This is a genomic window from Clostridium chromiireducens (genome assembly GCF_003575225.1).
GTDB classification, from domain to species: domain Bacteria; phylum Bacillota; class Clostridia; order Clostridiales; family Clostridiaceae; genus Clostridium; species Clostridium chromiireducens.
Genome location: NZ_QXDJ01000002.1, coordinates 1,170,962 through 1,193,823 on the forward strand (window position 1 = coordinate 1,170,962; position 22,862 = coordinate 1,193,823).

At 30.5% G+C, this 22,862-nt stretch carries 21 protein-coding genes; 14 read left to right on the forward strand and 7 right to left on the reverse strand.

Annotated features, from left to right (window positions below; all coding sequences use genetic code 11):
- The first annotated feature begins 73 nt into the window (after positions 1-73).
- Together D2A34_RS10680 and D2A34_RS10685 are read left to right on the forward strand one after the other, a co-directional pair.
- Positions 74-778: an ABC transporter ATP-binding protein gene (locus D2A34_RS10680; protein ID WP_079439669.1), complete on the forward strand. Its 705-nt coding sequence runs from the start codon at positions 74-76 to the stop codon at positions 776-778.
- A 290-nt stretch (positions 779-1,068) separates the two neighbouring features.
- Positions 1,069-2,160, forward strand: a complete 1,092-nt coding sequence (locus D2A34_RS10685; protein WP_079439668.1) for a ribose-phosphate pyrophosphokinase — start codon at positions 1,069-1,071, stop codon at positions 2,158-2,160.
- Between the two features lie 208 nt (positions 2,161-2,368).
- Here D2A34_RS10685 and D2A34_RS10690 read toward each other — a convergent pair whose 3' ends face one another.
- Entirely contained in the window at positions 2,369-2,617 is a 249-nt protein-coding gene (locus D2A34_RS10690; RefSeq protein WP_079439667.1) for a hypothetical protein, read from the reverse strand.
- A gap of 654 nt (positions 2,618-3,271) precedes the next feature.
- On the opposite strand from D2A34_RS10690, the gene D2A34_RS10695 reads away from it, so the two are divergent.
- The 3 genes from D2A34_RS10695 to D2A34_RS10705 all read left to right on the forward strand — a co-directional run bounded on the left by D2A34_RS10695 (position 3,272) and on the right by D2A34_RS10705 (position 5,719).
- Positions 3,272-4,267 carry a C40 family peptidase gene (locus D2A34_RS10695; RefSeq protein ID WP_079442401.1) on the forward strand — a complete coding sequence of 332 codons (996 nt, stop codon included), beginning with the start codon at positions 3,272-3,274 and terminating at the stop codon, positions 4,265-4,267.
- Between the two features lie 156 nt (positions 4,268-4,423).
- The gene (locus tag D2A34_RS10700) at positions 4,424-5,326 is read left to right on the forward strand and encodes a 3'-5' exoribonuclease YhaM family protein (protein WP_079442400.1); all 903 of its coding nucleotides are present in this window, start codon (positions 4,424-4,426) and stop codon (positions 5,324-5,326) included.
- Between the two features lie 105 nt (positions 5,327-5,431).
- The gene (locus tag D2A34_RS10705; protein ID WP_079442399.1) at positions 5,432-5,719 is read left to right on the forward strand and encodes a DUF503 domain-containing protein; all 288 of its coding nucleotides are present in this window, start codon (positions 5,432-5,434) and stop codon (positions 5,717-5,719) included.
- Positions 5,720-6,241: 522 nt separating this feature from the next.
- Here the strand turns inward: D2A34_RS10705 and D2A34_RS10710 are convergent.
- Together D2A34_RS10710 and D2A34_RS10715 are read right to left on the reverse strand one after the other, a co-directional pair.
- On the reverse strand, positions 6,242-7,030 hold the full coding sequence (locus tag D2A34_RS10710) for a histidinol-phosphatase HisJ family protein (RefSeq protein WP_079442398.1): 789 nt from the start codon (positions 7,028-7,030) through the stop codon (positions 6,242-6,244).
- A gap of 106 nt (positions 7,031-7,136) precedes the next feature.
- Complete coding sequence (locus D2A34_RS10715; RefSeq protein ID WP_079442397.1) at positions 7,137-8,165, reverse strand: 3-deoxy-7-phosphoheptulonate synthase; 1,029 nt, start codon at positions 8,163-8,165, stop codon at positions 7,137-7,139.
- Positions 8,166-8,464: 299 nt separating this feature from the next.
- Between D2A34_RS10715 and D2A34_RS10720 the strand changes: the two genes are divergently transcribed.
- From D2A34_RS10720 to D2A34_RS10730, 3 genes are all read left to right on the forward strand, one after another.
- Positions 8,465-9,439 (forward strand): cytochrome b5 domain-containing protein, encoded by a 975-nt coding sequence (locus tag D2A34_RS10720; RefSeq protein ID WP_079442480.1) that lies wholly within the window; start codon positions 8,465-8,467, stop codon positions 9,437-9,439.
- 223 nt (positions 9,440-9,662) lie between these two features.
- Positions 9,663-10,229 carry an NUDIX hydrolase gene (locus D2A34_RS10725; protein WP_119366590.1) on the forward strand — a complete coding sequence of 189 codons (567 nt, stop codon included), beginning with the start codon at positions 9,663-9,665 and terminating at the stop codon, positions 10,227-10,229.
- A 517-nt stretch (positions 10,230-10,746) separates the two neighbouring features.
- Entirely contained in the window at positions 10,747-11,280 is a 534-nt protein-coding gene (locus D2A34_RS10730) for a 2'-5' RNA ligase family protein (protein ID WP_079441456.1), read from the forward strand.
- A 69-nt stretch (positions 11,281-11,349) separates the two neighbouring features.
- Here the strand turns inward: D2A34_RS10730 and D2A34_RS10735 are convergent, their stop codons facing one another.
- Together D2A34_RS10735 and D2A34_RS10740 are read right to left on the reverse strand one after the other, a co-directional pair.
- Positions 11,350-12,144, reverse strand: coding sequence for a YibE/F family protein (locus D2A34_RS10735; RefSeq protein WP_079441457.1), 795 nt, complete (start codon positions 12,142-12,144; stop codon positions 11,350-11,352).
- Positions 12,141-13,295 (reverse strand): YibE/F family protein, encoded by a 1,155-nt coding sequence (locus tag D2A34_RS10740; protein WP_079441458.1) that lies wholly within the window; start codon positions 13,293-13,295, stop codon positions 12,141-12,143. Before D2A34_RS10740 ends, D2A34_RS10735 begins: the two co-directional genes overlap by 4 nt.
- Before the next feature lie 260 nt (positions 13,296-13,555).
- Between D2A34_RS10740 and D2A34_RS10745 the strand changes: the two genes are divergently transcribed.
- The 3 genes from D2A34_RS10745 to D2A34_RS10755 all read left to right on the forward strand — a co-directional run bounded on the left by D2A34_RS10745 (position 13,556) and on the right by D2A34_RS10755 (position 17,566).
- Positions 13,556-14,590, forward strand: coding sequence for a hypothetical protein (locus tag D2A34_RS10745; protein ID WP_119366591.1), 1,035 nt, complete (start codon positions 13,556-13,558; stop codon positions 14,588-14,590).
- A 380-nt stretch (positions 14,591-14,970) separates the two neighbouring features.
- A complete protein-coding gene (argF, locus tag D2A34_RS10750) occupies positions 14,971-15,966 on the forward strand; it encodes an ornithine carbamoyltransferase (RefSeq protein WP_079441460.1) in 996 nt (331 codons plus the stop codon).
- Between the two features lie 223 nt (positions 15,967-16,189).
- Positions 16,190-17,566 carry an MATE family efflux transporter gene (locus D2A34_RS10755; protein ID WP_079441461.1) on the forward strand — a complete coding sequence of 459 codons (1,377 nt, stop codon included), beginning with the start codon at positions 16,190-16,192 and terminating at the stop codon, positions 17,564-17,566.
- A 338-nt stretch (positions 17,567-17,904) separates the two neighbouring features.
- Here the strand turns inward: D2A34_RS10755 and D2A34_RS10760 are convergent, their stop codons facing one another.
- Positions 17,905-18,183 carry a GNAT family N-acetyltransferase gene (locus tag D2A34_RS10760; protein ID WP_079441462.1) on the reverse strand — a complete coding sequence of 93 codons (279 nt, stop codon included), beginning with the start codon at positions 18,181-18,183 and terminating at the stop codon, positions 17,905-17,907.
- Between the two features lie 191 nt (positions 18,184-18,374).
- Positions 18,375-19,544, reverse strand: coding sequence for an aminotransferase class I/II-fold pyridoxal phosphate-dependent enzyme (locus D2A34_RS10765; protein ID WP_079441463.1), 1,170 nt, complete (start codon positions 19,542-19,544; stop codon positions 18,375-18,377).
- Between the two features lie 258 nt (positions 19,545-19,802).
- Between D2A34_RS10765 and D2A34_RS10770 the strand changes: the two genes are divergently transcribed.
- From D2A34_RS10770 to D2A34_RS10780, 3 genes are all read left to right on the forward strand, one after another.
- Positions 19,803-20,216 carry a SoxR reducing system RseC family protein gene (locus tag D2A34_RS10770; RefSeq protein ID WP_079441464.1) on the forward strand — a complete coding sequence of 138 codons (414 nt, stop codon included), beginning with the start codon at positions 19,803-19,805 and terminating at the stop codon, positions 20,214-20,216.
- A 106-nt stretch (positions 20,217-20,322) separates the two neighbouring features.
- A complete protein-coding gene (rsxC, locus tag D2A34_RS10775) occupies positions 20,323-21,642 on the forward strand; it encodes an electron transport complex subunit RsxC (RefSeq protein WP_079441465.1) in 1,320 nt (439 codons plus the stop codon).
- A 260-nt stretch (positions 21,643-21,902) separates the two neighbouring features.
- Positions 21,903-22,859, forward strand: a complete 957-nt coding sequence (locus tag D2A34_RS10780; RefSeq protein ID WP_079441478.1) for an RnfABCDGE type electron transport complex subunit D — start codon at positions 21,903-21,905, stop codon at positions 22,857-22,859.
- The last annotated feature ends 3 nt before the right edge of the window (positions 22,860-22,862 follow it).

Consider the following 22,862-nt stretch of genomic DNA (forward strand, 5'->3'; position numbering starts at 1 on the left):
AGTTCGAAATTTACTCTAATAATCATAGAATATAGTGAGATTATTTCTTTGATTATAAATGGAGGAAAGTTAATTGGGTAATAATATAATTGAGATGAATAATATTACTAAGAGTTTTTTTGTTGGAAAAGCTAATCAGCTAGATATCCTCAGGAATATCAATCTTATTGTTAAAGAAGGCGAATTTATATCAATTATTGGTGCATCAGGATCTGGAAAGAGTACATTAATGAATATCATAGGAGTTCTTGATAGGCAAACTTCAGGTAAATATAACTTAGATGGACTTGATATCAGCGAGGTAAGTGATAACAATTTAGCGGAAATAAGAAATAAAAAAATAGGATTTGTATTTCAAACTTCAAATTTAATAGCAAGAACAAACTCATTAAAGAATGTTGAACTGCCAATGCTATATTATGGAGTTGAAAGAAAAACGAGAATTAATAAAGCTCAGGAACTTTTAGATATAGTTGGTATGGGAGATCGATTAAATCATCTTCCAAATGAATTATCTGGAGGGCAAAAGCAAAGAGTTGCAATTGCACGTGCTCTTGCAAATGACCCTAGTATCATTTTAGCAGATGAACCAACTGGGGCGCTTGATTCTCAAACAGGTAGAAGGATTATGGATATATTTCACAAGATTCATGAGGAGCAGGGAAAGACTATAATATTAGTAACTCATAATAAGGAACTTGCTGATGAAACTGAGAGAATAATAACCATACATGATGGAAGAATAATAGGTGAAAAAATAATTATTCAAGAAGAATGAAGTAGCAACTTAATAAGCAAATTAATATTAATAATAAAAAGATGTTATATTTAAAGCTATAACTTACTAAATGTAACATCTTTTAATTTGTATGTTTCAGTATGCAGATACTAAATTATGTATAAATGCAAATAAAAGTGCAGAATTAGTATATCACAAAGATAAATTTTTAATGAAATTTGTAATAATATATTTATATATGTGTAATTTTAGGGTATACTTAAATTGTTTGAGTTTTTTTATAACAATAAGCACTATACTAGAAAATATTAGAAAAAAGGGGAACGCAAATGAGTGAATTAAATCATGAACTTGGAATTATAGCATTAGAAAGTTGCAAAGAATTAGGCGATGCTATTAACAAGTATATCCAAAACAACAGAAATTGTACTGAATCATTCTTAATACCAGTTGAAGAAATTAGATTTTCTAATGGCGAAGGAAAAATTAAAATTTCTGAAACTGTTAGAGCAAAGGATATTTACATTTTATGTGATGTTGGAAATTATAGCTGCACGTACAAAATGTTCGGGATTGAAAACCATAAAGGGCCAGATGAACATTTTCAAGATATAAAAAGAACTGTTGCAGCAATAAGAGGAAAAGCAGCAAGGATAACTGTAATAATGCCTCTTTTATATGAATCAAGACAACATAGACGTAAAGGAAGAGAATCTCTAGATTGTGCATTAGCGCTTCAAGAACTAGAAAGATTAGGTGTTGATGAAATTATAACTTTTGATGTTCACGATCCTAACATTCAAAATGCAATTCCTTTATTGTCTTTCGAAAATATATATCCAACTTATGACATTGTAAAAGCTATTGTATCAAATGAAAAATCATTAGAGTTAGATAAGGATAAATTACTTGTAATAAGTCCTGATACTGGTGCTATGGATAGAGCTATTTACTATTCAAGTGTTTTAGGGGTTGATGTTGGTTTATTCTATAAGAGAAGAGATCATTCTACAATTGTTAATGGAAAAAACCCAATTGTTCAACATGAATATGTAGGAAGAGAAGTTTCAGGTAAAGATGTTTTAATTGTTGATGACATGATCGCTTCTGGTGAATCTGTTCTTGATATTGCAAAGGAATTAAAGAAAAGAAACGCTAGAAATGTATATGTAGCATCTACCTTTGCTTTCTTTACTGAAGGTCTTGAAAAGTTTGGAAAGGCATATGAAGATGGATTAATATCTAGAATATATTCTACAAACTTGACATATATACCAGAAAGTTTATTAAATGAACCATGGTTTATAGGTGTCGACCTGTCACAACTTTCAGCTAGAATTATAAACAGATTAAATCACGGTAGATCAATTGCTAAATATATGGATGCTACCAGAATAATACATAGTTTATTAAATAAGTAATACAATCTTACTGAGAATAATGCAAAAAGTATGTATATGATTTAATAGATAAATATTTATTTTTGTGAAAGAAATGAGCTATTTAAGTTTCAAACGTAGCTAACTACTATTAGAAACTTTATAGCTCATTTTCAGTGTTAGGTTAAAAAATATTTTTAAATGTTATTTATAGTTTTAAAAAATGATATTTACCTAAATAAGTCAAGTATCATGAAAAAGTTCTTCTTGAGGCTATTAATTTAAGTTCAGTAGTATCAGTTATATCATTATAAGAATGATATTTTGAATCAAATGCATTTCTATCATAATTATATTCTTTTTTATCACTAATTAGTGTAGCGAATATAAAGTGTAACGATTTGGTTATATTGTTTAAAATTTTATTATTGGCAATACTTTTATCATCAGTATAAGTTGATAATTTTATATTAGATTTATCCATAATTTTAGAATTCATAATAATCCCCTCCATTTTAAACAACTTACTTTAATTTTTATATAATGTAATTACTATATCTATAATATAAAGCATTTCCTTGTGTTTTACACCTCAACAAAAATTACCATTTATCAAAAAAGCGTTAATATATTTAATGATATTAATAAAAATAAATTTAATATTGTATTTGTGATAATAAAGAAATAGAAATAACATATAATTGATAAAATTTACAGAATTTTTTGAATTTAATTTATTTATAAAAATCGTAAAGGATCAATAATCTAATTAAATACTTATTAAAGATATGGTGAATATTTTAATGATTAGAAAGTATAAAAATGTAACAATTATGTTGTGAAAAAGATTTGTTTACGGAGAGTATCCTCTATTTCGATAAATAAAAAATCGTAATAGAATGTTAATAAATACCACTTAATCATATATTATAATATTAAGTATCGTTTATTAAAAAATCAATACTAGTTTGGGTATATACATTATTTTTAGGCATAAAGAATATTCTTTTATAATATATATAATTTTAAAAAGGTTTAATAAAATTTCTGTGAAATTAAGAACGGATAAATTAAAAGAAACATATTTAACTACTAAATTTTAAGTGGTATGGATTTGAGTACTAAGAATATTAAGTGACTAAAGGAGGATAAAATGAAAAGTAAGTGTAGTTTTATAGTAGCAACTTTACTATTTTTTACAACAGTAACAAGTGCTAATTCGCAAGTACATGCGGACCCTGATATATTGTCACTTGAACAAGCGGTGCAAAAAATAGAGGAATGTGATAATAAGATTGAAAACAATATGGACAACCTTGATAAATTAAAAGAGCAGATTAAGGAAAGAGAAAATGAGATAAAAGATAATACAGAGTTATTAAAAATAGCACAAGAAAAGGTTGAAGAAAGAGATAATCAACTAGCTGAAAGATTAAATGGAATTCAGCTAAATGGAGGTCTTGAAATTACATCTTTTCAATATATAGATGCATTATTTTCTTCGGGCAATATTTTAGATGCAGTACAAAAATTATCCTTAATAAATCAAATATGTACAAGTGATAAAAAACTAATTATAGAAGCAAAAGAATCAAGGAAAAAGTTTTTGGATATAAATGATAAGATTGATGCTCAGTATAAAAATCTAGAGCAAAATAGAGGCGAAGTAGAAAATAAAATTAAGGATTTAGAAGAACAAAAGCAAGGGATTCTAAAATTTATGGAGGAAAACGGAGAATTATTATCTGGTAGTACAGATATAACTGTTCCAGTAGCCTTACCGTCGGATATTAGTGATAGCACAAAGAAATTAATTGAAGATGCTGAAAAATATTTGAAAGTACCATATTTATGGGGAGGAGAGTCACCGGACGGTTTTGATTGTTCTGGTTTTATGCAATATGTATTTAAAGCACAAGGAATAGATTTACCTAGGATATCTGAAGAACAACAGAAGTTTGCGACAACAATTAATATGTCAGAGATTAATCCGGGAGATCTAGTATTCAATAAGCCTTCTGAAGCAACACATGTGGGAATGTACATCGGAAATGATATGTATATTCAGGCATCACACAGTGGGGATGTCGTAAAGATTTCTCGACTTTCAAAATCGAGTATGAAATATGCTGGAAGAGTCTTAGATTAAGTTTATAATGTTAAAAATATATTATTATAATACTTAAATTAAAATTATTTTTTCGAATAAAGAAATTTTCCTAATATAAACATAACGGAGAATAAGTATAAAAATTATTTTTACATATACTATATCTTAGAAATTATGTTTAAATGGGAGGAAGAAATGAGTACAAAAGAGAATTTCTTAAGTGATATGAAAAGTGGAGAAAGAATGAAGTTATCTTTAATGGTGATGAGAATACTATTTAGAGATTCTTCTAAAGTCGTATGCATATTAGCTGATAGAAGTGGAGAAATAAAAGCTAACTTGCCAAATAAAAAAGACGATATTATTGAGGGCAGAGTGTTGGAAATTGAAGGAATAAAAGATAACAATCTAGATGTGAAAGATTATGAATTTGTTTCTAATTACAATGCTTCTGATTATTTGCCGACAGTAAGCAGACCTATAGAAGATATTATGAACGATATCGAAGATTATACAAAAAAATATATATTGTCAGAAGAAGCACAAAATTTAAATGACTATTTCTTTAATGATGAAAAGTTTCTAGAAAGATTTAAAAAAGGCATAGGCGGTGTTTCTATGCATCACAATTATATTGGAGGGCTAGCAGAACATACATTAAGTGTTATGCAGGTAACTGAAATGCTATGTGCAAAATATAATTGCAGAAGAACAGAAATAGCTATTTTAGCTGCAAAGCTTCATGATATAGGTAAAATACATGAATTATATTTTGATGGGCCTTTTAAGTATACTCTCAGAGGCGAAATGGAGGGACATATTGTTATAGGCGTTGAGATGATAGATAAGGCTGTTATGAGTAAACCAGAGATTTATAGTGAGGATTTTATTATGAGAATAAAAGGATGCGTTGTTCAACACCATGGAAAACTTGAATATGGTTCTCCAAGAGAGATGAGAATGGAAGAGGCCTTTATATTAAATTACGCTGATTCAATAGATGCGACCATGAATAAGATATCTCAAATAAAAAATGTTACACAATCAGGAACTTGGTCAGAATATGATAGAAGAGTTGAAACTAAATTGTATCTCTAATTAGTATATAATATAGCTTTGCATAACTAAAAATATGCTCAACTATATATAGAGTATGAACTCATTATATACTTAATTGGGATAAACATAGAATGTGAGGAATATATGAATATTTTATATATGGAAATTACCCTAAGAGCATCATGGGTACATTCACTAAAAGAAAAAAGAATGATTGTGAAAAGTATTGTTCAAAAGCTGAAAAATAAATTCAATATATCGGTGGTAGAAGCAGAAGAACAAGATATACATAAAAAAATAGTTATAGGAATTGTAGGCTTATGTGCGAACTCGGCCCAAAGCGATTCAACAATGGAGAATATTATTAATTTCATAGAATCCAATACCGATGCAGAAATAATAGATATTCAAAAAGAAGATATAAGAAGATAGTTATGTAAGAAAGCAATTATCTATATGAAAACTTTCTATAGATAAACAATATGTAACTTAGACTTATGTAATATAATCAACGAAATGAATAGCATACTTTTGTTCCAGTTTCTAAGGAATTTTTATGGGTGATTCTAAGAACAAAAGTTGTGCCCAAAATGCTAGCATCAAAGGCAAGCTTCGAACTAGCATATTTGGAACAACTTTTATTCTAAGAATCACTACCATAAAGATTCCTTATGAAACATTCCACAAAAGTATGCTACTCATTTCTAGTTGGATATATTTCAAAACTAAATATATAAATTCGGTTAGTTTATCGCATAAATCTAAATTATATGTTATTTATCTACATAGATATAAAAACTATGAATTTTGCTTATTCTTGGTAATATATCTCAACTAGAAAGAGAAGGTGCTTTTTTTCTAGCAACCGAGTAATAAAGCACCTTCTCTTTCGGCGAGTTATAGGTATACTTCTAAGCTATATGTTGTTTATCTATATTTATTTTGATTGTTTACTTACAAAGGATTTCCTTTTGTTTGTCTGTTAGTGTAAGTGAATATGTATTTAAATCCTATATCTTTTAAAAGGTCATATATATAATTTATTTTTTCGCCGACTCTATTAGTTGTATGTGCATCAGAGCCCACAGTTAATATTTCACCGTTTAAGTCTTTATACATCTGAAGTATTTCTAACTTTGGGAAAAGTAGATTATCATTTAGACCAGAAGTATTAACTTCAATCCCTTTACCACTACGGATTATTATTTTTAGGATATCATATATATTGTCTTTATAATCTTGAAAATTATAAACTCCGTGCTCCTTAAATGCATAACGTTGAATAATGTCAAGGTGACCTAATACATCATAATCGCCAACTTCCACAAAATTTAAAACTTCCTTAAAGTAAGTGTCATAGGCATATTTAGCACCATGCTCTAGAATATTTACTCTTAGTCCTTGTCCGTTAAGGTTATGTATAGAACCTATTACAAAATCTAATTTGTTCTCTTTGAAATATTTATCATAATCACCTTTATAAAGGTGGTATTCTCCAATCTCTAATCCAGTTTTAATATTAATATCCTTATAATACTTCTGTGAAAGCCTAAATAGCTCACTTTCATAATGTCTAAAACTAAAGAAATCGTAGCTTTTATCACCAGGATCAAAACTTATGTGTTCTGTTAAGCATATTTCTCTTATATTCATAGAAATGGCTTTAATTATGATTTCTTCAATTTTTTGTTTTGAATCAAAAGAAAAGTTTGAATGTAGGTGGTAGTCGCTTAAATATCTCATTAAAATTTATCATCTCCATCAGAATTAATTATAATAAAAAAATTACAAGTCAGCATGTTAATTACTATCAAGCTGACTTGCATTTTATTTAATTTAACATTTTTAATTATACTTGTTCAGCAATATAATAAAGTAATCGTTCAGTAGCTTCCCAACCTAGGCAAGGATCTGTAATTGATTTTCCATAAATACGATCATCAATTTTTTGGCATCCTTCTTCTATGTAGCTTTCAATCATAACACCCTTAACTAATTTTTTTAGGTCACTATTATAATTTCTACTATAAAGTATTTCGTTTACTATACGAGGCTGCTCCGCAAACTTCTTCATAGAGTTAGCGTGATTCGCATCAACAATTACTGATGGATATGGGAAATCTGATTCAGCATATAATTCTGCAACTCTCATTAAATCTTCATAGTGATAGTTAGGAATATTGTTTCCGTGTTTATTAACAGAACCACGCATAATTGCATGTGCATATGGATTACCAGTTGTATTTACTTCGTTATGTCTATATAAGAAGTTATGTTTTGCATGTGCTGCTTGGATAGAGTTAAACATTACAGATATATCCCCACTTGTTGGATTTTTCATACCAACTGGAACCTCAATTCCACTAGCTGTAAGTCTATGTTGTTGATTCTCAACACTCCTTGCTCCAACGGCCACATAAGTTAATAAATCATCACAATACATATAATTAGAAGGATAAAGCATTTCATCAGCAGGAGTAAGACCTGACTCTTCAATAGCTCTAATAAACATTTTTCTGATAGAAATTAATCCTTCTAGGATGTTAGGTGATTTTTCAGGATCTGGTTGATGGAACATTCCTTTGTATCCTTCACCAGTAGTTCTTGGTTTATTTGTGTAAATTCTTGGTACGATAAATAATTTATCCTTAACCTTTTCATTTACTTTTGCAAGTCTGTTAACATAATCGCAAACTGAGTTTTCATCATCTGCTGAACAAGGTCCTATAATAACAACAAATTTCTCCTTATTCCCGGCAAATATTTCTTTGATTTCAGCATCTCTTTCAGCTTTAATCTTTTGAAGATTAGCTGATAGAGGAGTAAGTTCTTTAATTTCCTCTGGAGATGGTATTTTTCTAACTGTAATAAAACTCATTTATAAAGCCCCCCTATATGAAAATATAATATTTAAAAATGAAAAAACTTATGTTATATACTCTTTAAGTAAGTATATTGTTCTATACAAGAAATAGTATATAACATATAGATATAATTCAAATTTAGTATATCTATATTAATATATAATTATTAAAAATTTTAGTCAAGTTTTGATTTGAAATAAAAAATAGAAGTTTCAATAATGTAATCATAAAGAAAAAAATAATTTAAATTTATAGGAACATTTTTACATATAGAAGCATACATTTTATAGGTATAAATATTTGAGAGGTAAATATGTCTATTTATTTTGATTTTAAAACTATCAACGAATTAACTGGTGATAATTATTATAGAAAGCAAAAAGAATTTATATTAGACGAATTAGAACAGTATGATTGGAAAAATGGAAATCCGGCGTATGTTGCTATGGAGGGGATAGTTTATGATGTGAGTAATGAACCTAGTTTGGAATCAGGAACACATTATGGGCTTAATACTGGACGAGACCTATCAGATGAATTTAGCAGCTTTCACGGAATGAAGGATATTTTTTCCAACACTCCGGAGGTTAGTGTATTTGCAGATGATGATTTAGATAATATGAATGATAACTCTAATATGTCTATGAATAGGTGTTTTAGGCAGAATCAGGATACATCAAAATTTACTCCAGATGATTGGATTAGATATATAACGCCATTAGTTACTTATGGATTAAGAGAACCAAATCAAGGTATGAGTCCTCAATCTATATATCAGAAAATTATTTTGTTAGGTGTGCTTGTAGGTCTTGGGCGAACACCTCAGGAAGCTATAAATCAAGTTCAAGAATGGCAAAGTACTGGTGCGTCTAAGTTACTCAAAGGCGGTGCTAGCATGGGTACAGGAACTACAGGAACAGGCGGGGGCCTTGGAACCGGAGGAACAGGAATAGGTGCAGGAGCCGGAACAGGCGGAGGCTTTGGAACCGGAGGAACTGGAATGGGTACAGGAGCCGGAACAGGCGGAGGCTTTGGAACTGGAGGAACTGGAATGGGTACAGGAGCCGGAACAGGCGGAGGCCTTGGAACCGGAGGAACTGGAATGGGTACAGGAGCCGGAACAGGCGGAGGCTTTGGAACTGGAGGAACTGGAATGGGTACAGGAGCCGGAACAGGCGGAGGCTTTGGAACCGGAGGAACTGGCACTGGAACAACAGGTGGCATAGGTACAGCAGGCACAACTAGAAAAAGAGAAAGCGGTAATAGGGACAGATTATATTTTGATTAAATTAATAATAAAAAGTTTAGAAGGATATGAAGTAATTTATCATATCCTTTTGTGTCATGAAAAAAATAATTTGATATATTAGGCTAGTGTGGAGGAACATATAGAAATTAAGTGAAGGATAATAAAATAATTAAAAAGTATTTAAGAAATTTATATATTACGAATCTACTTAAATTTAGTTATAATTAATATTATACTGATGCTTAATAAGGAGGTGAAAAATATGAGTTGGATTGATATGATAAAAGACTATACTCCTTGCGACAATCAAGAAAAGAGTGATAAAGAAGTAATAATAAAATATTCAAAAATATTGAATGATATGTTATTCAGGGATAATGAAATTATTCACATGACGAGTTCTGCTTTCATAGTAAATAAGGCTAAGGATAAGGTGCTGATGATTCATCATAATATATATAACTCATGGGCATGGACTGGGGGTCATGCTGATGGAGAAGAAGATTTGTTGCTTGTTGCAAGCAATGAAGCTAGAGAGGAAACAGGAATAAAAAATATAATCCCAATTACCAAAGAAATTGTTTCAATAGATATATTGCCAGTGTTCGGACATGTAAAAAGAGGAAAATATATTTCTGCACATTTGCATGCTTCAGTAGCATTTTTGTTTCAGGCCGATGAAAATGAAATACTCACAGTAAAGCCAGATGAAAATAGTGGTGTAAAGTGGATACCTATAAACGAAATAGATTTGTATTCTAGTGAACCGCATATGAAAGTGGTTTATGAAAAGATAGTGTTTAAACTTAAGAATCAACTATTTATTTAATTGGAATTATTCAGCTTTGATTAGGATAATTTATACAAAGGTTAATAATATGAGAACATATATATTAAATAGCTTTAGTGTTTTCTTGCGCAAGACAATTCACAGAATTTTTAATATAAATAATTTTATGTTAAGGAACAATTATATATTATGAGAATATATTATACTATACAAAAGAAAAAAGAAGCAGTTAAGATATACTAAAGTTAAATTCAGGTGAAATTAATTTTAAAAATGTTGCATGTATATTCTGCAATAAATATTATTTATAAAGCTGTTTAAAATGACTTAGGATAATCCAATTGCTTTAAAAAATTAAAGATAGATACTGTATTATTTAGATTCTTAACTATGAAATAAATGATACAGTATTTTTGCGCTAGATTGATAAATAATAATTAGATAACTATGATTGCATAATACTAAAAAAATGAAGGATAATTAACATAGAGTGACATAAAGAAGAACGATGAATTATAAAAATAAAAGGCTAATATAAACATAAGGAGAATAATTTATGAGATATGTAATAGTTTGCGTAGTTAAGGGCATAGCAGGTGATTTTAATAATAATTTAAGGAAAGAACTTTTTGAGAAATTTAAGGCAAAATCATCTAAATTGCCTGCTCATGTTACTATAAAAGCTCCTTTTGAATATGAAGGAGAAATAACAGAATTGGAGAAGGTTCTTGAGGAATTTTGTGAAAAGGAAGTGGCAGAAGAATTTACAATAGACGGTTATGATTATTTTGATGATAGAGTAATATATATGAGGGTTAATATGTCTAAGCAAGCAAAAAATATTCATGATAAGCTAATTGATAAAATGAGAGAAGTTTCTTATATAGAATTTGATAAAAAAGATGGGAAGAATAAAATCTTTCATGTAACTTTAGCTTCAAAAAATTTAAGGCCAATTTATAATAAGGTATGGGAACATATTCAACTTTATTCTTGTAATTTTCAGTGCTCCTTTGACAATATTACAGTTTATAATTGGAAGGAAGGGACTTGGAAATTATATAAGGAATTTAGATTAAAAGATGCTTAGAAGTGAAAAGATCTATTTCATATCTTGTTTATAAAAGGAAGATATGGAATAGATCTTTAATTTATTGGATTATTGATATGTTTTTTGAATCTTAGATGTATCTTTCTTAAATAATTTTTTAAAAAAGAAAATTTCTGAAGTAATGTACGAAGTGATAGGTATTATGAGAATTATACCAATTCCGCAGCTTAATACTTGAAATATTTCAGCACAAAATACTTTTTCATTAAAAATAGTTGAAAGAGAATAGTTGAGTTCATTAAAATACATTATCAGGGTCATAAAGCTGCTTATATATGCAAATAAAAGTGTATTAGTCATAGTACCTAATATGTCTTTGCCAATACTCATACCCGATTTAAACAAGTTGTTTTTAGTGATTTCAGAATCATTTTTATAAAGCTCATTCATTGATGAAGAAATAGAGATAGATACATCGATGATTGCGCCTAATAATCCAATTAATATTTCACAAATAACTATTTTAGAAAAATTCAATTGCACATATAAAGAAAGATATGCAACTGTTTCTGTTTGCTCATTGCTAAATCCTTGAATATTTGAATTTATTCCCATATCATAGGTTATAAACATAACTAAAAATATAACCACTACAACTGATAATAGAGAAGAAAGGGTTTTTCTGTTAAATCCGTTAATAAAAAATAGACTAAAAAAACTAATTAAAATAGCCCCTATAAAGGTAATTTTAATTGGATCAATTTTAGCACCAATCAAAATAAGCATAAAAAATAAAGTGAAGAAGTTTAAAATTAAAGTAAAGAAAGACTTTACTCCACGTGAACCTCCAATAACCGCCATTAGAATTAGTAAAATAATTAATAGTATTAGTATAATATTCATGATTTCACAATTTCTCCAATCATTTGTTTTTTAAGAATTATTATTGATGTGAAGATGGTAATAGGGATACTTAAAACTATGCCAATACTTCCAATGAGTGCTCTCATGAATTCTAAAGAGAGATTAAAATTAATTATATATGTAATAGGAATACCATTCCTTAAAAGCAGTAGTATGGTTGGAATACTTCCGCTTAGATAAGCGAATACCAAAGTATTTGCCATAGTACCCATGATATCTTGTCCAATCTCTCGTGCAGAGTTTATAACTGCTTTTCTTTGAATATTTGGATTTTTATCGTATAATTCCTCGATGGCTGATGAAATTGAGATAGCAATATCCATTATTCCTCCTAAAGTACCTATTATTAATTCAATAAAAAATATTTTTTCTGGAGGATGGGTTAGAAACTCCATTTCCTCAAAATGAATTCCGCTCCAATTATTTAATTTTATAACTATTCCGGCTATTAAGACAGAAAGAAGAGTACCAATTAAAGTACCAGCAATAGCAGAAACAGTTTTTTTATTCAGTCCGGATACTATAAGAATAGAGAGCGTGACAAAAAGTATGCTGGCAATTATAGATAGAAATAACAAGTCAAAACCTTGAGTAAATAGTTTGATTACGGCTAAAAGAATTAGTATATTTACAACAACACTAACTAGAGATTTAAAACCTTTAAAACGTCCTATTAGTATAATTAAAACAATAAATATGTTTAATATATATATGACATACGTATCTCTTTTAAATTCAAGAATTTTAGCAGAGTTTATTTGTGAATTAGCATTATCTGTAATTGATATAAATACTTCATCATTTACTTTTAAATCCAAATCGTTAGCTTGTGAAAAGGAAGATATATTATTGAGTTCCACGGTTTTACCCTTATAAATACCATTAAGAATAACAGCTTGTATTTTTTGTGATTTTATTCTCTCGGTCTTTCCGTTAGAATCCTCTTTTTTAGATTCTTCATCATTTACTGAAATAATTCTAGCAATTGGTTTTGAGTATAAAATTTCATTATTAGAAATAAAGTATAAGCTAAGTGAAGATGTAATTACTATTAAAAATATAATTATTATGGTACGAGTTTTATCATTCTGAATTTTTTCAATGCACTTATTTAAGAAATATTTATACATACGTTAGGCTCCTCATTCTATGTAACATGTTTTTCTAGTATTACAAAACTTAAATTTATTATCTAAAAAATTATACTCTTCTAAATATATATAATCAACGTATATATCAATTAATAGAAAAATGGAATTTATATAGTTTGTAACATTATTGACTAAATTCTGTGACAGAACTGTAATATTACTTTCGTATAATTAAGACAAATAAAAATTTAAGAAATGAAAATTTCAAATAAAGAGGTAATAGGAAGGAAGTAATGTCAATGAAGGCTAAGAATATTAAGAGCAAGGTTATTACAGGAGTTATTCTAGCAAGTATGATGATAGGGGCAAGTACAGGTGTATTTGCGGCAGATTCAACTAGTAGCACTAACACAACTAAGGTTCAGCATCAAGGCAGAAATAATGGATTTCAAACTAAACTAGATGCTTTAGTTACGGCAGGAACTATAACTTCAGATCAAGAAACAGCGATAAAAGCCGTATTAACACCACAAGGTGGATTTAAGGACGGAGATAAAAGAGGAGATCATAAAGATTTATTAAAGAATAAACTTGCTGAATTAGTGACGGCTGGAACAATAACAGCTGATGAGCAAACAGCAATAGAGACAGGTCTTTCAAGTGCAAAAGGTGGTTTTAAAACAGTTTTAGACAACTTGGTAACAGCCGGAACAATAACTTCGGATAAAGAAAAAGCTATAGAAACAGCATTAAAGCCACAAGGTGGATTTAAAGGCGGGGAACATAAAGATTTCTTTAAGAATAAACTTACTGAATTAGTGACAGCTGGAACAATAACAGCTGATGAACAAACAGCAATAGAGGCAGGTCTTTCAAGTGCAAAAGGTGATTTTAAAACAGTTTTAGACAGCTTAGTAGCAGCCGGAACAATAACTTCGGATAAGGAAAAAGCTATAGAAACAGCATTAAAACCACAAGGTGAATTTAAAGGCGGGGAACATAAAGATTTCTTTAAGAATAAACTTACAGAATTAGTGACAGCTGGAACAATAACAGCTGATGAACAAACAGCAATAGAGACAGGTCTTTCAAGTGCAAAAGGTGGTTTTAAAACAGTTTTAGACAACTTGGTAACAGCTGGAACATTAACTTCAGAAAAGAAATCAGCAATAGAAGCAGCATTAAAACCACAAATAGGTAATAAAGATAAAAATCAAAAAACTACAGAACATAAAGATATATTAAAATCTAAACTTGATAATTTAGTTACAGAAGGAACTATATCTACAGATCAAGAAACAGCTGTATTAGCAGCTCTAACTCCTTCAAAATAAATTATTCTATGTAATTAGAGTTTAGTAATTTAGATAAAAGATTAGTTACATACGCAAAAGTAGCTAGTCTTTTTTTAGTGAGATATTTAGAAAATAATCTTCTGTTTGATCACAGAGGAGGATTAAACAGAAAGTTGCATCCGTTTATAATTCAATTAAATCAGATAAAAAGTTTCTAATTTATAAAATTATGCTATTCTAATAGAGGTGACTATGTGATAGGTGAATGAGAATAAAATGTTGTATAATAATACTACATGGTGTATAATTATGCAAAAGAGATGGTTGCTAGTATGAAAGAGTTATGGGAGATGGCGAATCTACTTTGTATATTCAAGATATTATTTTATTAAAATAACATAAATAAGAGGAGAGTAATTATGGCAGTTAATTTAAGAGGAAGAAGCTTTTTGAAATTATTAGATTTCACACCAGATGAAATTAGATACCTAATAGACTTATCAAAGGAATTAAAAACTTTAAAAAGAACTGGAATTTTACATGATAAATTAAGAGGTAAAAACATAGTTTTACTTTTTGAAAAGACATCTACAAGAACAAGATGTTCATTTGAAGTAGCCGGAAGAGACTTGGGAATGGGAGTTACATACTTAGATTCAGCAGGATCCCAAATGGGCAAGAAGGAAAGCATTGCTGATACTGCAAGAGTTCTGGGAAGAATGTATGATGGAATCGAATATAGAGGATTTAGCCAAGAAATAGTAGAAGAATTAGCAAAGTATGCAGGTGTTCCAGTTTGGAATGGGTTAACTGATGAATTCCATCCTACTCAAATGATAGCTGATCTTTTAACTATAGAAGAAAAGCTTGGAAGATTAAAAGGTGTTAACTTTGTGTACATGGGCGATGCAAGAAATAACATGGGAAATTCATTAATGGTGGCTTGTGCGAAAATGGGATTAAACTTTACAGCATGTGCCCCAAAAGAATTGTTTCCAGCTGAGGAATTAGTAGAAACTTGCAGAGAAATCGCTAAAGAAAGTGGTTCTACTATTACATTAACAGAAGATGTAAAAGCAGGGACTAAAAATGCAGATGTTATTTACACTGATGTTTGGGTGTCTATGGGAGAACCAGATGAAGTATGGGAAAGTAGATTAAAAATGTTACTTCCATATCAAGTAAATAAAGATGTTATGGAAAATGCAAATGAAGATGCGATTTTCATGCATTGTTTACCTGCTTATCACGATTTAAAAACAAAGGTAGGAAAAGAAGTAGGAGAAAAATTTGGATTAACTGCTTTAGAAGTTTCAGATGAAGTTTTTGAAGGAAAACAATCGGTAGTATTTGATGAGGCTGAAAATCGCATGCATTCAATCAAAGCAATAATGATGGCAACTATTGGTGCATAGAAATCATTAGTTATACTTAAAATGTGAGGCTTTCTGTATAATAAATTAGATATGATAATTCGTATTTAATAAGTTATATAGAGAGTCTTATATTTTTAGTAGTGATTTCAATTAGCAAAACTCACAAAAAAATTAGAAGCATGTTTTGTAAGTAAAAATATGAGATAATAAATAGCGAAAGCATTAACATTATAATATAGGGACATAAAGGGGATGAGATACATTGAGTAGTAAAATAAAAGATATGACAGTAGGGAAGCCTTTAAGGCTTATTTTTATGTTTGCGTTACCGTTAATATTTGGGAACATATTTCAACAGCTATATACTATTGTAGATACAATAGTTATAGGGAAGTTTTTAGGAGTGGAAGCTTTAGCTGCTGTAGGTGCAGGAGCTTGGCTTAATTGGATGGTCATAGATATAATTATTGGATTTACTCAGGGTTTTTCTATACTAATTTCACAATACTTTGGAGAAAATAATATGGAAAAGCTACGTAAGACAGTTACAATGTCAACAATACTAGTGACTATTCTTGGTGTTTTAATGACAATAATTTCATTGCTTGCTGCAAGGCCGGTGTTAGTATTATTAAACACTCCAGAGAATATTATTAATGACTCACTTTCTTTTTTGTGGGTCGCATTTTGTGGGATACCTGCAATTTTGGCTTACAATACTTGCTCTGCAATACTCAGGGCTTTAGGTGACAGCCGCACACCACTTATGGCAATGATAACCGCATCTATTATTAATGTTGTTTTAGATATGATTTTTGTTTTGGTATTTAAGCTAGGAATCATAGGCCCTGCAATAGCTACTGTAATTGCACAAATATTCTCGTTTATATATTGCATAAATAATGTTAGAAAGTTATCAATACTCAAACTTACTTTAGAGGATTTTAATATTGACATGTATATGATACGGAAATTGACTTTTTTAGGAGCACCTATATCTTTTCAAAATGGAATTATAGGGTTCGGAGGTCTTGTTGTACAATATGTTGTAAACGGCTTTGGGTTCATGTTCGTTGCTGGATTTACGGCAACAAACAAGCTTTATGGAATCCTAGAGTTAGTAGCGGTAGCTCTAGGATACTCCATGGCTACTTTTACAGGGCAAAACTTAGGAGCTAAAAAATACGACCGTATTCGTATAGGGATGAATTCAGCACTAAAAATGGCTGTTGGTACATCAGTAATACTTTCGGCAATATTATTTTTATTTGGACGTTACTTTGCTTTAATGTTTATATCAGGTAACCCCCAAGAAGTTAAACAGGTTACAGATATAGCATATAAGTATTTAATGGTAATGAGCAGTATGTTATTTATTCTATATATGCTTCATATTTATAGAAATGCGCTTCAAGGCATGGGAGATACTATAATACCAATGGTTTCGGGAATAGTTGAACTTTGTATGCGTATATCAGTAGCCTTATTCCTGCCTTTATTAATAGGTGAAACAGGAATTTACTTTGCAGAAGTAGCTGCATGGTTAGGAGCAGAAGTGATATTAATGATCACATATTATATAAGAATAAGAAAATTAAAAGACAACGATAAGAACATTGTGGCAGAAGCACAATGTTAGAAGTATCAATATTAGTGCTAAATGTAAAGGTATTGTGAAGGACTTAAAGTGAAGCGATGAACAAACGAAAGAGAATACATATATGTTCCGCAGGACTGTGAAAAATTTCGCTGGGTATATATAAATGGGAAAGTTGTGCCCATTACTGCATGCTCCTGCGGCAAGCGCATGACAAGCAGTAAATGGAGCAACTTCCTATTAAGATATACCAGAAGCTTATTTTTCAATGCCTGCTTCACATATATTCACTTTCGGTTATTTAGCAGTAAACTTTAAATAACCTGTTACTGCAAGTATTTTTATATTTCAGGTTCTTCACAATAACTTTAAAAGTGTAATTATTTAGACCATACGTCTTCATATTCTTTGTGAGCAACAAATTCGTCTTCTGCAAACCAGCATTGAGGAATTATTTTTTTGTCATTTTCTCTGGCAAAATCTACAACCCTTTTTACTAATTGAGCACCGATATTCTGTCCTCTTAATTCCGGTGAAACAAAGGTATGATTAAGTATAATTGTATTATCTCCGCTATCAATATATGTTACTTCTGCTTTCATATTGTCTTCATTATCACCTAAATAAAACTTATGGTTACCTTCTTTTAAGTTAATCAAAACTATCACTCCTAATTAAGTAAATTTTTTAGCGAAAATTACATCTTGTAATTAAATAATTCCCATAATATCTAAAAAAAATGTATTTCGTATTTTATTAATAAGATGTCAGTTTAGTAGCGATGTGTATATAGATAGTTACATACTGAAGGGTGATTTGAATTTATAGTAAGTTAATTATAAGCTCAGTATTATAATAAAATGTTACTTTCTTTTATTCTATTAACTGCATCAGTTATTTCCGAGACAGGTAAAACTAAAGCAAATCGTACATAACCTTCACCAAGAGTACCAAATGCACTACCAGGAGTGCATATTACACCGGTTTTTTCCATAAGTTCCATGCAAAATTCGTATGAATTAGTATATTTAGATGGGATGGAAGCCCAAACAAACATTGTTCCTTTGCTATCAGGCACATTCCAGCCGATATTTGTAAGACCTCTGCATAGAGCATTTCTTCTTTTTTCGTATTCTTCACAGTGCTTTAAAACACTATCTTGAGATCCGGTTAGTGCAGCTATTGCAGCATATTGAATAGGTAAGAAAATACCATAATCGATTTGTGAACGAAGCATTTTAAAATGCTTTATAATATCAGAATTTCCTATAACGAAGGAAATTCTAGATCCTGTTATATTAAAGGATTTAGATAAAGAATAAAATTCTACACCCACATCTTTGGCTCCATCATAGGATAAAAATGAGCCTCCAATTTTTCCGTCATAAACAATGTCAGAATAAGCATTATCATGGATTATAATAATATTATTTTTCTTAGCAAAAGTTATTAATTCAGCATAAAATTCTGGTGTAGCACATTCGCATACTGGGTTTAAAGGATACGAAACTACCATAAATTTAGCTCTGTGTAATATATCTTCAGGTATTGAATTTAAGTCTGGAAGATAATTATTTTCTGGAAAAAGTGAATAATAAGCAATCTCGGCTCCAGAAAGATAAGGACCAATTTCAAATATTGGATATCCTGGATTTGGGACTAGAACAACATCCCCTTGGTTACATAATGTAAGCCCAATATGCGTTAAGCCTTCTTGAGATCCGTAAATAGACATAACCTCATCTACATTTATTTCAACATTAAATCTTTTATTATAATATGTACAAATAGCCTCTAACAATTCCGGTAAATCCCCCAGAGAATATTTCCAGTTATCAGGATTTTGAGCTGATGTAATTAAGGCATCAATAATATGCTGATCAGGTTTGAAATCAGGAGTCCCAACAGAAAGATTGAATACTTTTCTGCCACTAGCAATAAGTTCGGATTTTTTTTCATCAAGTATGTTAAAAATTCCAGTTTGAAAATATTTTAGGTTATTAGAAAATTCTATATTCATTTATAAAGTCCCCCAAGTTTTTTAATAATATTTTTACTTTAATATTATAGCACTAGAAAATTATGGAGTATATATACTGGGGGGTAAATTACAATTAAATGAATTTAAAAAAATTTTCATACATTAATTACTTTAAAATAGAAAAATAAAGGTTTATAATAAATTTATTACCATGTAATTACAATTAATGTAGTATATTACATGCAAGTGTGATATAAATTTAAGTAGATTAAATCACTTTTAAGGAGTTTGATAAGTATGAAAACAGAACAGGGATTAGTAGTTGAGGTGATTGATAATGTTGCGAAGGTAAGAGTGGGGAGGCACAGTGATTGTAAAAATTGTGGTGCATGTCCAGGGAGTGAGAGTATTATTATAACGGCAAGTAACAAAATTGGAGCTAAACCTGGGCAGCGTGTAATTTTTGAAGTAAAAGAAACTAATATGTTGTGGGCTGCATTTATTGTTTTTATTTTACCATTAATTGCTTTATTCGTTGGAGCAATGATAGGAGGAGGTCTGGGAAAATATCTTGGAGTCAGCATATCAATATGTCAATTAATAGGTGGTATAGCGGCTGCTTTATTAGCTGTTCTACTAGTAAAAAAACTTGATAGAGATACTGAAGAAAAGGGTAAATCAAAGCCACAAATTATTCAAATTCTGAAGTGATAAATTGTAGTATATGGATTTTTCATAACATAATTTTACTAATAGCGATTATTATGTTTTACTCATTCAAATATTTTATTTTAAATAGGTTTGTGAGGCGATTGTAATGTTAAAAAGTTTTCTTGGAGGGATTCATCCTAAAGACAGCAAAAATTATACTTTTGGTAAAGCAATAGAAATTCCACCATTACCTAAAAAGGTAATTATACCGGTAAGTCAACATATTGGAGCTCCTTGTGTACCAATAGTCAAAGTTGGTGATTTAGTTAAAAAAGGACAAGTTATAGCTAAAAGTGATGCCTTTATGCATAGTCCTATACATTCATCAATTTCGGGCAAGGTCATTGAGGTTTCAGAACTGCCACATGCTTCTAGGGCTAAATGTTTAGCAGTTGTAATTGAAAATGACGGATTAGATGAGTGGATTGAAGGAGTTCCATTACATCGTGAATGGAAAAAGCTAGATGGAGAAGAGATTAAAAATATTATTAAGGAAGCTGGAATAGTAGGCCTTGGAGGGGCAACATTTCCAACACACGTTAAACTAAGTCCGAGTAAAGATAAGAAAATAGATGTGTTTATTCTTAATGCGGCAGAATGTGAACCGTTTTTAACAGCAGATTATAGAATGATGCTTGAGTACACTGAACGAATAGTTACTGGAGTGGAAATCGTCATGAAAGTACTTAATGTTAAAAAAGGATTTGTTGGGGTAGAAGACAATAAACCAGAGGCAGTAAGAGTTATGAAAGAGGCATTTAAAGGGTCAAATGTGGAAGTGGTGTCTTTACCAACAAAATATCCTCAAGGTGCTGAAAAAATGTTGATAAAAGTACTTACCAATAGAGAAGTGCCAGTTGGTGGACTACCTATGGATGTAGGTGCAGTAGTGCAAAATGTTGGTACGACGATAGCGATTTGTGATGCAGTAGTTAATGGGATTCCACTAATTGAAAGAGTTACTACAGTTTCTGGAGATGCTATTAAGGAACCTAAAAACTTATTGCTGCGAATAGGAACAAAGTTTAGAGATGTAATAGATTATTGTAATGGGTTCAGCAAAACACCTGAAAAGATAATTATGGGTGGACCAATGATGGGAATTGCTCAATTTTCACTAGATGTTCCCATAATTAAAGGGGTATCAGGGATAGTTGCATTAAGCCCAGAAGCGGTGAATTCTGGTGAGGAGTCTGCATGTATAAGGTGTGGAAGATGTGTTAATGCCTGTCCTATGGGTCTTATTCCAAGCATGCTTAGCATATTAGGGGAACGACAAAAGTTTAAAGAAGCTAAGGAAGAGTATAGTTTATTTAATTGTATAGAATGTGGAAGCTGCACTTATACGTGCCCTGCAAAGCGTAATATTGTGCAATATGTGAAATACCTAAAAGCGCAAAATCAAGCACAGCCAGTTAGTAAATAGGGAGAAGGGATAAAATGAGTTCGGAATTTAAGGCAAAGGAAATTGATACACAAGAAAGTAACGATCAAGTAAGCAAAGAAGAAAAAAGTGGAATACAAAATAATAGCAAGTTACAAGCTGTTTCGAGTGAAAATAAGGCACAGGATAATAAGTCTGTTGAAAAAAATGCAGACAAAGATAAAGCGGCGAAAGCCAAGGTTGATAAAAAATATGAGAATGAAATTAAGGTTAAAGAAGCTGAGTTAAAAGAAAGTGAGCTGATGGTGTCAGCATCACCTCATATCAGATGTAATGAATCAATTTCAAAAATAATGTGGAATGTTAATTTAGCTCTTGCTCCGGCGGCGATTTTCTCAATATTTTATTTTGGGTTTCCCGCTTTAATTAATATGGTAGTTGGAGCAGCTTCGGCTGTTGCATTTGAATATCTAGTTCAAAAGTACCGTAAAAAGAAAATTACAGCTTTTGACGGGAGTGCATTTTTGACTGGACTTTTATTAGCTATGTCAGTTTCACCTAGTTTACCGCCTTATATGATGATAGCTGGTTCATTTGTAGCTATTGTAATAGCAAAACATTCTATGGGAGGACTTGGATTTAATATTTTTAATCCGGCGCATATCGGAAGAGCAGCATTAATGGTATCTTGGCCAGTTGCTATGACTAGTTGGACAAAAATGACAACATCTATAGATGTTGTTAGTAGTGCAACACCATTAAATATATTGAAACAACAAGGATATGGGAAATTAATTGAAACCTTCGGAAGTAGCACTGAGATGTACAAGGCTATGCTACTAGGGACAAGAAATGGATGTATTGGAGAAACTTCAACTTTATTGCTTATCATTGGTGGAGTATACCTTTTGTATAAAGGATATATTAATTGGCAGGTTCCTGTATTAATGATAGGAACAGTAGGAATAATTACTTGGATTTTTGGTGTCGAAGGGCTTTTTACAGGTGATCCTTTATTTAATATGATGGCTGGAGGGCTTGTTTTAGGTGCTTTCTTTATGGCGACTGATATGGTAACTATACCAATCACAATAAAAGGACAGGTGATTTTTGCAGTAGGTGCAGGACTAATAACTTCTCTAATCAGGTTAAAGGGTGGATATCCAGAAGGTGTTTGCTACTCAATTTTATTAATGAATGCTGTAACGCCATTAATAGATCGTTTTGTAAAGCCGAAGGAATTTGGAGCAAGGGGGTAATGA

Coding starts and splice junctions, on each gene's coding strand:
- D2A34_RS10685 (WP_079439668.1), top strand. CDS start 1,069: ATGAGTGAATTAAATCATGAACTTGGAATTATAGCATTAGAAAGTTGC.
- D2A34_RS10690 (WP_079439667.1), bottom strand. CDS start 2,617: ATGAATTCTAAAATTATGGATAAATCTAATATAAAATTATCAACTTAT.
- D2A34_RS10695 (WP_079442401.1), top strand. CDS start 3,272: ATGAAAAGTAAGTGTAGTTTTATAGTAGCAACTTTACTATTTTTTACA.
- D2A34_RS10700 (WP_079442400.1), top strand. CDS start 4,424: ATGAGTACAAAAGAGAATTTCTTAAGTGATATGAAAAGTGGAGAAAGA.
- D2A34_RS10705 (WP_079442399.1), top strand. CDS start 5,432: ATGAATATTTTATATATGGAAATTACCCTAAGAGCATCATGGGTACAT.
- D2A34_RS10710 (WP_079442398.1), bottom strand. CDS start 7,030: ATGAGATATTTAAGCGACTACCACCTACATTCAAACTTTTCTTTTGAT.
- D2A34_RS10715 (WP_079442397.1), bottom strand. CDS start 8,165: ATGAGTTTTATTACAGTTAGAAAAATACCATCTCCAGAGGAAATTAAA.
- D2A34_RS10720 (WP_079442480.1), top strand. CDS start 8,465: ATGTCTATTTATTTTGATTTTAAAACTATCAACGAATTAACTGGTGAT.
- D2A34_RS10725 (WP_119366590.1), top strand. CDS start 9,663: ATGAGTTGGATTGATATGATAAAAGACTATACTCCTTGCGACAATCAA.
- D2A34_RS10730 (WP_079441456.1), top strand. CDS start 10,747: ATGAGATATGTAATAGTTTGCGTAGTTAAGGGCATAGCAGGTGATTTT.
- D2A34_RS10735 (WP_079441457.1), bottom strand. CDS start 12,144: ATGAATATTATACTAATACTATTAATTATTTTACTAATTCTAATGGCG.
- D2A34_RS10740 (WP_079441458.1), bottom strand. CDS start 13,295: ATGTATAAATATTTCTTAAATAAGTGCATTGAAAAAATTCAGAATGAT.
- D2A34_RS10745 (WP_119366591.1), top strand. CDS start 13,556: ATGAAGGCTAAGAATATTAAGAGCAAGGTTATTACAGGAGTTATTCTA.
- argF (WP_079441460.1), top strand. CDS start 14,971: ATGGCAGTTAATTTAAGAGGAAGAAGCTTTTTGAAATTATTAGATTTC.
- D2A34_RS10765 (WP_079441463.1), bottom strand. CDS start 19,544: ATGAATATAGAATTTTCTAATAACCTAAAATATTTTCAAACTGGAATT.
- D2A34_RS10770 (WP_079441464.1), top strand. CDS start 19,803: ATGAAAACAGAACAGGGATTAGTAGTTGAGGTGATTGATAATGTTGCG.
- rsxC (WP_079441465.1), top strand. CDS start 20,323: ATGTTAAAAAGTTTTCTTGGAGGGATTCATCCTAAAGACAGCAAAAAT.
- D2A34_RS10780 (WP_079441478.1), top strand. CDS start 21,903: ATGGTGTCAGCATCACCTCATATCAGATGTAATGAATCAATTTCAAAA.